The organism is Acidilutibacter cellobiosedens (genome assembly GCF_004103715.1).
Lineage (GTDB): Bacteria > Bacillota > Clostridia > Tissierellales > Acidilutibacteraceae > Acidilutibacter > Acidilutibacter cellobiosedens.
Genome location: NZ_CP035282.1, coordinates 3,322,750 through 3,334,403, shown reverse-complemented (window position 1 = coordinate 3,334,403; position 11,654 = coordinate 3,322,750). Strand labels below are relative to the sequence as shown.

Below are 11,654 nucleotides of genomic sequence, written 5' to 3'. Positions count from 1 at the left end.
CAAAACAGTTCTTATATCACCTATTAATTTTGTTCTATCTTCCATCAGATATCGACCTCCTACTATCTACATTTCCTCAAGTCGTAGCTCCTTTTGTAGAATATAATAATGCTTTCTATTTTTAGTACGACTTTCATAAATCATTTCTTCAATCTTTTGTGAATAAGAGATTTCCTTCTTAATAAGTTCTATAAAAACCATTTTCTCATCATTTGATAGTATAAAATCCCTAAAACTAATCATAAAATCAAAGTTAGTGCCGTGCCTAAACAATCTACCAGGCAAGGGGTAGTGTTTTCTATTCCCTAGCATAATCCCATATCTAATATATGGAGTTACATTTTTATGGGTCTGTGCTTTATAACTATATGTAATAGCATCATGGGTTGTAATGCTATTAATTTTAGATTCAATGATGATACGTGGCTTTATTGATTCTTCTTTCTCAAAAACAAGTAAATCAGTTTCAAAAGACATTGTATGCTCTTTATCATTTTCAAAGTCTAAATCATAGGATAGGATTTCCTGGGCATAGGGTACTTTATTTAGAGTATCAAAGTAAATATTATCTCCAAGGTTAGATTCTTGGAGTAATTCTTTTATACTATTTGTCCATTCGTTTTCTCTCATTTGACTTCCTCCAATTTAAATAAATAGTAGGGTTATAATTCTAGTATACTTTATTTGCAGAATATTTTAAATTAGAATTATTATAATCTGGTGGTTAAACCCATACATATCAAGTATAATACACTCTATAGAGAACCTTTTAATTTTGCATATACATTTTAATTATTCCTATAAAGTGTAGGAATGGTGTGTTCAAAAATAAAAATGATAGGAGAAGTCAAAGGTTATAGGTGGTTGTATTTATTAACTGGCCATAAGAATCTAGAAATTTTAAATACATATAAATTAGACAAAACCCATATATCAAGGGCTTTAGTGTTAATTTAACTTTAATATCTTATAAAGTCTAGTTTCTTAAATTGTATCAAAGACGGTAAGAACATAGATCCAGCCTGTGGAAGTGGTGGGATGTTTGTTTCTTCCAGTGACTTTGTTAATGCTGAAGGCATCAATGCTAATTCTGTAATGACTTTTTATGGACAAGAAAAAGTAGAGTTTAATGCGAAGTTATGTATCATGAATATGGCTGTACATGGTCTGAATGCAAAGATCAAATCTGGTGATGAGGCTAACAGCTTCTATCATGATGCTCATAATCTGGAAGGTAGCTGCGATTATGTAATGGCTAATCCTCCATTTAATGTAGATAAAGTAAAAGCAGAATCTACTCAGAATGCAGGACGCTTACCTTTTGGGCTGCCGGGGGTTAATCAGAAAAAGGAAGTCTCTAACGCTAATTATCTTTGGATTTCATATTTCTATGCATATTTAAATGATAGCGGACGAGCTGGCTTTGTTATGGCTGCTTCTGCTACAGATAGCGGCAATAAGGATCGAGAAATAAGAAAACAGCTTATTCAGACCGGGCATGTAGACTGTTTAATGTCAGTGGCTAATAACTTCTTTTACAAGGTTTCATTACCTTGCTCCCTGTGGTTCTTTGATAAGGGAAAGAAAGAAGAATTGAAGGATAAAGTACTTTTTATAGATTCACGTAATTACTATACCGTAGTGGATCGAACACTCAATGAGTGGAGTGAATGGCAGATGAAAAACCTAAATGCTATAGTCTGGCTCTATCGTGGAGAAAAGGGAAAGTACGCAAAATTATTACAGGATTATTGGACTCAAATTATCAATGATTGTAAAGAACTCGATACTGAGTTTGAAAGTGTGTCGGTATTGTTGAAAGGCTATGGCGAGAAACTTAAACCATTACGAGTTCAGATTTTAGATATCATAAAAAATGCAGAGGATATTAACCAGCTGTTGCCACTGAATGATTTGTTGAAAAAGTATACTACAGAACTTAATGCTTCGTTAAAAGCTCTTTGTGAGTACGGTGATGGATTGGAGAAGGGTGAGGCTAAGGAGTTTGCTAAATCTATAGATGAAACCGCATCAACTTGGGATCGCTTTAAAAAGTCTGTTTCTGCTAGCATTGAGGAGGTTGTATCTCAAATCAAGGCCTGCCGCACAGTTATAAAAGAAGCAAAGTGGCTCACTGAAAAATTCGGAGACGGCACATATACCGATGTTCTGGGACTTTGTAAAGTTGCAACTATAGATGAAATAGAAGAAAAGAACTGGAGCCTTACTCCGGGTGCATATGTGGGAGTAGCTCGTGTAGAAGAAGATGATGAAAACTTTGAAGAAAGAATGACTGAAATACATAAGGAACTCTTAACTTTGCAGGCAGAAGCAAACCAGTTAATGGATATTATTTCGGCGAATTTTGAGGAGCTGGGGATATGAAGTGGGAGAATAAAAAGTTTATAGATTTTATACAGCTTCAAAGAGGTCATGATTTAACTAGAGAACAATTTATAGATGGCCCCTATCCAGTTGTAAGTTCTACATCAATAATGGGATATCATAATCAGTATAAAGCTGATGGTCCCGGAGTTGTTATTGGAAGATCTGGAACACTTGGCAAAGCTCAATATATAAATGATAACTACTGGCCACATAATACTACCTTATATGTAAAGGATTATAAAGGAAACTATCCGAGATTTGTTTATTATTTTTTAATGAATTTTTCTACCGATAAGCACGGGGGAGGTTCTGCAGTTCCGACTTTAAATCGAAATACACTTAGCTCAATTAGTATTAGAGTTCCGGATTTCACCACGCAAAAGCGAATTGCAGACATCCTTTCTGCTTATGATGATTTAATAGAAAATAACCAAAAGCAGATTAAGTTACTGGAAGAGGCTGCCATGTGGTTATATAAAGAATGGTTTGTAAAGTTGCGATTCCCTGGACATGAAAAGACTAAGATAGAAGATGGTGTACCAGAGGGGTGGAAACTGACTAGAGTAAAGAGAATGGGACAAGTGATTACTGGAAAAACACCATCTACAGCGATAGTCGAAAATTATGGTGAAGATATACCCTTTGTAAAAATTCCAGATATGCATGGTGTTATCTACCCATTAAAAACCGAAGTGAAATTATCTGAGAGAGGAGCAAACACACAGAAGAATAAATTTTTGCCACCGAAGAGTATTATGGTTTCTTGCATAGCTACAGTAGGTCTTGTTTGCATAACTCACGAGGTATGCCAAACAAATCAGCAGATAAATTCTATAGTCCTTAATGACGAAGATCATTTATATTATATGTTTTTTAAGATGAAGGGAATAAAATCATTGCTTGAAGGTGTTGGAAGCAATGGCGCAACAATGACGAATGTTAATAAGACAAAATTTGAAAATATTGAGTTACTAAAGCCAGAAAATGAGATTCTTAAAAAATTTAACAATTTGGTTGAACCATTCTTTAGCAATATTCTTGCTTTGAGTAAGCAAAATGAGAAGTTGAAAGAAGCACGAGATAAACTTCTTTCTAAACTAATGAGTGGTGAAATTGAGGTGTAATAATGCCAAGAGGAAAATCTATCACAAAACTACTTTTAGATTCATCACAGGCTGCACTATTTGCAGGAATTGAGATACATAATAAGCCTAATATTCCTTATAGGTATCCTACGGCAACTATACTAATTGTAAACGCCTGGGAATTAGCGCTTAAAGCATATGTATATAAGTTTATAGGCAGAAAGAGAATCTTTGAAAAGAATAGTGAGCATACAATTTCATTAACAAAAGCTGCAGTGCTTGTGCGAGATAATATAAATACGGTTAAAAAGAACAAAGAATTTCAAGCTGTGTTTGATAACATCATATTATTGAATGAATTTCGATGTTCTAATATTCATTATGCTGATGAAAAGTTAGATCCTATCATTTTTATGCTTATTAGCAAAGCAGTACTGAATTATGATAATTTTCTGAAGGAGTACTTTAATAAAGACATTACTAAAAATGATAACCTGATAATATTACCTGTTGGTTTGAAACTACCTTTTGACCCTGTGGAATATCTTAAACAAAAGGGTGGCAAAGGAAGCAATAAATTCGTGAATAAAGTACTTGACAGCATTAAGACCTTGTACAAAGAACAAGTTCACGACACAATTATCGTTGGTTTTGATTTATTTACAGCGAGTGTTAAGAAGGCAGAAAACGCTGATTTAGTTGCTGCTATAGACCAAGCAAATGCTGATGTTAGACTAATAAAAGCGGTTCGAATTACAGATGATGAGAAGGCACCATTGGTTCGATTGGAACCTGAGTTGTTACCGTTATCCTATAAAGAACTACAGCAACGAATTAAGCTGAATCGGCCAGACATTAAGTTTAATAGTATATTCAATGATATTATGAAAGAAATAAAAAAGAATAACACATTATGTCAGACAAGATATTTAGACCCCAAAATAAAAACAGGTACAAAGAAGTATTTTTATTCTGAGAAAGCAGTTGATGAAGTTATAAGAATGTATGACGAAGGGAGTGTATAAGATGAGCTGGGAATATTCTGAAAATATATTAGTGCAAAATAGTGCGGGAAACCTACTTCATGATGAATTAGAGTGGGATGTTCAGTTTGCCTATAATAAGGAAGTCCTCGGCGAGAATGGTACCTTCGGGCGTAAAAGTTATAAAGAAATTGTTTTTACCAGATACCTTCGTAAGGCACTGTTTGAAAATAACGACTGGCTAACTGAAGAATATTGTGATTCTGCTATTAAAACACTTCTTGCTTATACATCCTCTAGTAGCTTAATGCAGATTAATCGCGAAAAATATGGGATGCTTCGAGATGGCATTCCTATAAAAGTTAAGAAAGCTAACGGCGATCAGGAGGATAGGTTGGTCCGGGTGTTTAATTTCTCTGATCCTGAAAAGAACCATTTTCTTGCTGTAAAGGAGATGAAGATTCACGGTGATTTATATCGTCGCAGAACCGATATTGTTGGCTTTGTGAATGGCATTCCACTGCTTTTTATAGAGTTGAAAAAGCAAAATGTAGATGTACAGGATGCCTACACCTGCAATTACACTGACTATTTAGATACCATTCCCCAGCTATTTCATTTCAATGCCTTTGTTATGTTGTCCAATGGCTTGGAATCCAAAGTAGGTACTTTGGGTAGTAAATACGAATTTTTTAATGATTGGAAACGTCTACATGAAGATGATAGCGGCTCTGTGGAACTGGCAACCATGCTGAGAGGTATTTGTAATAAGAAAAACTTTATGGATTTATTTGAAAACTTTATACTTTTTGATACTTCTGGTGGTACAACGGCAAAAATTATGGCAAGAAACCATCAGTTCCTTGGTGTTAACGAAGCTGTTGAATCTTATAAGAATCGAAAACTGAACAACGGTAAGCTAGGTGTTTTCTGGCATACTCAGGGTAGCGGGAAAAGTTATTCCATGGTATTTCTTGCACAAAAAATTCGCAGAAAATTTGCAGGCTCCCCAACCTTTGTTATTCTGACAGATCGTGAAGAGTTGAATAAGCAAATTAGTGATACCTTTGAAGCTTGTGGCTTACTTGGTACCACTAAAGCAAAACAGTTTATTGCTACTAGTGGTGAAGATTTAATTCAGAAATTAAAAGGAAATCCAAGCTTTATCTTTACATTGATACATAAGTTTAATAAACCAGATGAACCACCAATTATTCCCAACCATGACATCATTGTCTTATCAGATGAAGCCCATCGTACACAGAATGGTATATTTGCTGATAATATGTGTACATTGCTTCCTACAGCTTCCCGTATTGGATTTACAGGTACACCGCTGTTCGCTTATGACAATATTACCGAAAGAACATTTGGCGGCTATGTTTCCATTTATGATTTCAAGCGTGCTGTAGATGATGGAGCGACGGTTCCTCTTTATTATGAGAATAGAGCTGATCTACTGGAAATAGACAATCCTGAAATTAATGATGAACTACTAGATGCAATAGAACAGGCTGATCTGGATGTTAATCAGCAGGCTAAACTAGAACAGGAACTAGCTAAGGACATTCATGTCCTTACCAGTGAAAAACGTTTGGATACCATTGCAAAGGATTTTGTAGAGCATTACTCTGAGTTGTGGACAACGGGTAAAGCCATGTTTGTTTGCATCAATAAAGTAACTGCAGTTCGAATGTTTAATTTAGCTCAGAAATATTGGGAGCTAAAAATAAAAGAAATTGAATCTTCGCTATCTGGAGCCACACAGCAGGAATACATGGAAATCAGCCGTAGGCTAGAGTGGATGAAAAACACAGAAATGGCGGTTATTATCAGTCAGGAACAAAATGAAGTAGCTACTTTTGAAAAATGGGGACTGGATATTAAACCCCATCGCAGCAAAATGGAAAAACGAGAAATGGACAAGGAATTTAAGGATCCTGATAATCCATTTCGAATCGTATTTGTTTGCGCTATGTGGCTGACAGGGTTTGATGTGAAATGCCTTTCTACAATCTATTTGGATAAGCCATTAAAGGCACATACCTTAATGCAAACCATAGCACGAGCGAATCGTGTTTATGAGGGAAAAAGCAATGGCCTAATTGTTGATTATGTTGGTGTTGTTAAAGCACTGAGGAAGGCTTTGGCTGATTATACAAAAACTAAAGGCGGTACTGATGGATCTGATCCTGCTCCTGATAAAGCAGAATTGATTGCTCGTATCATTGCATTAACCAATGATATCATCGAATACATGAAACAGCATGGTTTTAGCTTGTTAGATCTCGTTCAGGCAGTTGACTTTGACAAGTTGGCCTTGGTTCAAGAGGGAGCCAATGCCATGTGCGTCTCAGAGGAAGTGAAGAAACGTTTTGAAGTTATGGCTAGGGAATTATTCAAACTGTTTAAGTATGTCGAAAAACAAGAAGTCACAGATCAGTACCGAGCTTATAAAAATGCTATCAGTGCAGTTTATGACCAGATGCAGGAAAAAAGGAAGCATTCGGATAATACAGATTTAATGATTCAGCTACACAATATAGTTAGTGAATATATCAATGTTGTTAAGCTACCAGAGCATGTAAACGAAGATGGTAGTGGATACTTAGTTGAAAGTCGCCGTTTTGACATTAGCCATATTGACTTTGAACGCTTGCAGCAGGAATTTGCACGTGTTAAGAATAAGAATCTTCTTATGAAAGATTTACAGGAGCTTATCAATGACAGGCTGGATAATATGATGAAGCGCAACCCATCACGTATTAACTATTATGAACGATATCAGAAAATTATTGAGGAATACAATGCTGAACAGGACAAAGCTGCCATAGAGAAAACATTTATTGACTTAACTAACTTCGTAAATGATCTGGATGATGAGGAAAAAAGGTACGTACGGGAAGGATTTAACAATGACGAAGAATTGGCTATGTACGATTTGCTTTTAAAGGACTCGCTTACTCCGTCAGAGATTAAAAAGATTAAAAAGCTTGCCAAGGTATTATTGGAACGAATCAAGGATAAAATCAGTGAATTGGATCATTGGACAGAAAAGGAAGAAACTCAGGCAGCAGTCGATATACTTATCAGAGATACCCTATGGAGTGAACTACCTGATAGTTACGATGATAGATTATTAAATGAATATCGCCGAAAGATTTATGAGTTTGTATATACTACTTATCCGGCGGCGTAGGAACATTAACGACGAGCGTTATTGGTGTACAAAGGAAAGCTGGTGAAGATATTGAAGATGTATGTTGGGATCACGGACTATGACTGGTTTAGAACTTTAAAGCAGGCAAAATGTGACGAAGTAAACTTTTGGAAACCTGGAGGAAAAACAAATTTCAAAGCTCTTGATGAAGGGGATTTGTTTTTATTTAAATTACATAGTCCACAAGATTATATTGTAGGCGGTGGCTTTTTTCTGAAGTTCTCAATATTACCATCTTCATTAGCATGGGAAGCTTTTGGATTAGCTAATGGAGCTAGGAGTCTATTCGAGTTACATGACAGGATATATAAATATAGAAAGACAAATCGTATATCTGATCCGGATCCTCAGATTGGCTGTATTATATTATCGATGCCTTTTTATTTAGAAGAAGATGACTGGATCACTGTTCCGGACAATTGGAGCAAAAATATCGTACAAGGTAAGATGTACGATACTTCTGAACATTATGGAAAGCTGTTATATCAACAAATACAGGAAGTGTTATATAGCCAGAGATTCAATAAAAATCTACTGAGAGAAGACTCCGTAAATAGCCGATATGGTAAAGAACAGAAGATAAAACCAAGAATAGGGCAGGGTGCTTTCAAGATCCTTATTACTGATGCTTACCATAGAAGATGTGCAATAACTGGTGAAAAGACATTACCCGTATTAGAGGCAGCCCATATTAAACCATTTAGTCTTGATGGACCTCATGAAATTAATAATGGTCTACTGCTTAGAAGAGATTTTCATACCTTGTTTGATCGGGGGTACATAACAATTGATAAAGAATTCAATGTTGAGGTAAGCCGCCGCATCAAGGAAGACTTTGGAAATGGAAAAGAGTACTATGCACACCATGGAAGTAAGTTGATAATTTTGCCGGGGAAAAAAGAACAACTTCCAGGTCCACACTATTTAGAATGGCATAATGAGAATATATATTTGGGATAAGTCATAGAACAAAGAAGGTGTAAGCATTATTCATTTATTGAAAAGGGGGATGGTGTAAAATGGCTCAGATTGATGCCAACAAATTGATCGACTTTATTAAGCTGTATTTTCCAGAGGATGCGACTGAAATCTCTGATGCATTGGATTTACTAAGCCTTGCATTGGATGGACTGCTGAGTAGCACAAATACGACTATAGCAGAATTCCATAAGAATAAGGATTTTGACAAAGGAATGGAATTGTGGGAGTTTTCTAAATCGGTGGCAGAGATCCAAGAAGAAATTAATGAATATTCAACTTTGATAAGCATAGATGCTGAAATTGATGAAGAAGAGCCTGAAGAAGAACCAGATGAAATAGAAGAGCAGAGAACCATACCAAATTATTCGGATTATGCAGTTGATTCTTCTATACCTCATACCCTTTATGAAGATTTCACCCATAAAAAGGTTGTTGCATTTTTATTTAATAATAATCGACATCCAGCAAAAGACTGGAAAGATGTGTTGCTGCAAACATGTGATTTGCTAGCAGAGATAGATGCTGCTAAGTTTTCAGAGTTTATTAATGACCCTGCCATGAGAGGAAGAAAGATTTCTTATTTCAGCAAAAAGCATGTTGATAGAAAAAATGCCAAAATGAAAAACATTGATATTTATGTCTGGACTAATTTGAGTGCAAACAGCATAAGAAATCTTATAAGGAAGCTGCTCAAGAAGTTTAATATAAAATTGACTAATTATTATGTTTATCTAAGAGCAGATTATACTGCATTACATAAAAATGGGAAGGTGAAAGATGAATTTGATACTATGCAATATGATTACAATAACGAGGACAAAATTGGGAAATTAGTCCGACAAACACTGAGGCAACTTTCAAATAGGCAATACCGATTTACTGATAAAGAATTAAACTCAATGTTGTCAAAGCAATGGTCAAAAGAAGTACTGAACATAGATTATCCACTTCTTAGAAAAGTTGAAGATGATAAAGATATTTCTGTTCAAATTAAGGATGGAATGTATGGCCGCTATTGGAAAGAGATTTTTGAATTTAACGGAATGAAGTTTTTGGCTACGAGCCAGTGGTATGAGCGACATAGAGAGCCTTTTACACGTTGGATAACAAATTTGCAGGATTAAAATCAGTATTATGACCTAATGTAAAAAAACACCCTAATGGGTGTTTTTTAGTTGTATGCAAATAATGTTTATAAATTATTAGGTGATTGCGAAACTATCTATCAATAATGCATAAATGGAGAATAAGGCTTGCAGGATAAAGATATCTATCTACACTTAAGATATTCTTAAAAAAGGGTGCAAAAAATAAAAGTATTGAATTAATCGAAAAATTAAATACCTAGGCAATTAATGGTTTTAAACTTCTGATATATTCATGCTTATATATTTTATCAGCAAGAACAACTGTAATTAATTGAGTAATACCACCCAAAAGTAAATCTGCATGAAGGGTTTTTTCATTCTGAGTTTTACGACTAGCAATGCAAAAGCTTTCTTTAAAATGGTTGATGGATTGTTCTACAACACAACGTATTTTATAGGTCTCATCCCATTCATCCGTACCACGAAGGGTTCCAGGATAAGCCCGAAGGTCCTTTTCAGGATATATGTAAAACATTCTTCCACAGGAAGAATCAGTGCAAGGATTTTCGCAATAGCATTGACGCTTATACTTTTTATTTTCTTGCCTAACCCACTTTACTTTAGGACAGCAAAACTTAAAACGTACCAATCCATTTTTTCTCTTTGCAGTTCCTTCTGATTTCATAGGAAGAGAATGATCATGAGGGCAACAAGGAATACCATTTTCATTTATAGGACATTGTTCATTCTGAATCTTAGAACGATGATTAAGGGGGATATAAGCTTTCTCAAACTTAATATCCTGCAATAAAGATTTGTAAATAGTGCAGCTATCAAAGGCGGCATCTCCAAGAAAAGTCTTAGGATTAATAAGAGGATGTTTTTCAAAGAAATCTTTTAATACAGGAATCACAGCCTTAGCATCATAGAGAGATTTATCTTCATCTGGAGAATCAGATTTTTTATCAACAATGATATCGGGATGAGCTTCTAAGAAAGCTTTATTATAAAAGGAAATATCTCGAACAATGCCGAGGCCATTGGTAATCATACCAAATTTATAAACATAGCAGAAATGACCGTTAATGTAGAGCTGCTTAATCTGCTGATTAGCAGAAGAATGAGAAGGCATAGATTTATATGCAGCTTTGTATGGGTCATAAGAATCATCAAGGCCATGAACCTTTTTAAAAGCTTTAAGCTGTTTGATAATCCTGTTTGCATACTTAGGATTATTTTCTGTAACAAAAGCTTCAATACCAGAGGTATCAAAGATAGTCATAGATGCTTTAAATTCATCAATCCGTTGGCATATCGGTTCGGTTACATCAACTAATGTATCGAACATAGATTGTAAGTCCAGCAAAAAATCTTGTTTAAAACGGGTAAACTTAGACCCATCAGGAACTTTATCAAATCCACAAAAATCTCTTAATTCCTTAGAATATTTAAGGAAAATAATCAAAAGAGTATCTGTTGGGATAGAAAAGATTCGCTGAAGAAGCAAAGCCCAAAGCATAGAATGAAGATAGTATTTACGAGGACGTCCAGTAGAAGCATAAAAATGATTATAAAAAGAAGTAGGAATAAACTCATCGAGATTAATGGTATTTTCCAGTAAGGAAAGAAATTGATATTTGTCGGTTTCAAATTTCTCTTTGCAATCAGAAAAAATATCTGCCAAAGAAAGCTGATTATGTGATATCATATACATATAACTCCTTTCGGGTTTTGGTGGATTTGTTGCTCGGCACTTCAATTTTACCATAAATCGGTGAGGGGTTATATTTTTTTGCAGAAAAAAATTCCCGTATTTATACGGGTTTTGGCGTTTCGCAAACGCCTATTATAAATTATGTTAAGGAGGTGATGCCTATGCTTGCGTTGGTACATGTATTCTAGCTTTAAT

At 35.0% G+C, this 11,654-nt stretch carries 7 protein-coding genes and 1 pseudogene; 6 read left to right on the top strand and 2 right to left on the bottom strand.

The window, feature by feature from the left end; all coding sequences use genetic code 11:
* Positions 1–66: 66 nt before the first annotated feature.
* The gene (locus tag EQM13_RS16100; protein ID WP_128753211.1) at positions 67–630 is read right to left on the bottom strand and encodes a hypothetical protein; all 564 of its coding nucleotides are present in this window, start codon (positions 628–630) and stop codon (positions 67–69) included.
* A gap of 339 nt (positions 631–969) precedes the next feature.
* On the opposite strand from EQM13_RS16100, the gene EQM13_RS16095 reads away from it, so the two are divergent.
* The 6 genes from EQM13_RS16095 to EQM13_RS16070 are packed head-to-tail and all read left to right on the top strand — an operon-like array spanning position 970 to position 9,781.
* The gene (locus EQM13_RS16095; protein ID WP_320054953.1) at positions 970–2,385 is read left to right on the top strand and encodes an N-6 DNA methylase; all 1,416 of its coding nucleotides are present in this window, start codon (positions 970–972) and stop codon (positions 2,383–2,385) included.
* Complete coding sequence (locus tag EQM13_RS16090) at positions 2,382–3,512, top strand: restriction endonuclease subunit S (RefSeq protein WP_128753209.1); 1,131 nt, start codon at positions 2,382–2,384, stop codon at positions 3,510–3,512. The genes EQM13_RS16095 and EQM13_RS16090 overlap by 4 nt, the downstream gene beginning before the upstream one ends.
* A 2-nt stretch (positions 3,513–3,514) precedes the next feature.
* Positions 3,515–4,498: a DUF3644 domain-containing protein gene (locus EQM13_RS16085; RefSeq protein ID WP_066067885.1), complete on the top strand. Its 984-nt coding sequence runs from the start codon at positions 3,515–3,517 to the stop codon at positions 4,496–4,498.
* Between the two features lies 1 nt (position 4,499).
* Positions 4,500–7,655, top strand: a complete 3,156-nt coding sequence (locus EQM13_RS16080) for a type I restriction endonuclease subunit R (RefSeq protein WP_114218902.1) — start codon at positions 4,500–4,502, stop codon at positions 7,653–7,655.
* A 24-nt stretch (positions 7,656–7,679) separates the two neighbouring features.
* A complete protein-coding gene (locus EQM13_RS16075; protein WP_206172733.1) occupies positions 7,680–8,636 on the top strand; it encodes an HNH endonuclease in 957 nt (318 codons plus the stop codon).
* Positions 8,637–8,695: 59 nt separating this feature from the next.
* A complete protein-coding gene (locus EQM13_RS16070; RefSeq protein ID WP_114218904.1) occupies positions 8,696–9,781 on the top strand; it encodes a hypothetical protein in 1,086 nt (361 codons plus the stop codon).
* Positions 9,782–10,072: 291 nt separating this feature from the next.
* Here EQM13_RS16070 and EQM13_RS16065 read toward each other — a convergent pair.
* Positions 10,073–11,453, bottom strand: a pseudogene (locus EQM13_RS16065) (transposase).
* Between the last annotated feature and the right edge of the window lie 201 nt (positions 11,454–11,654).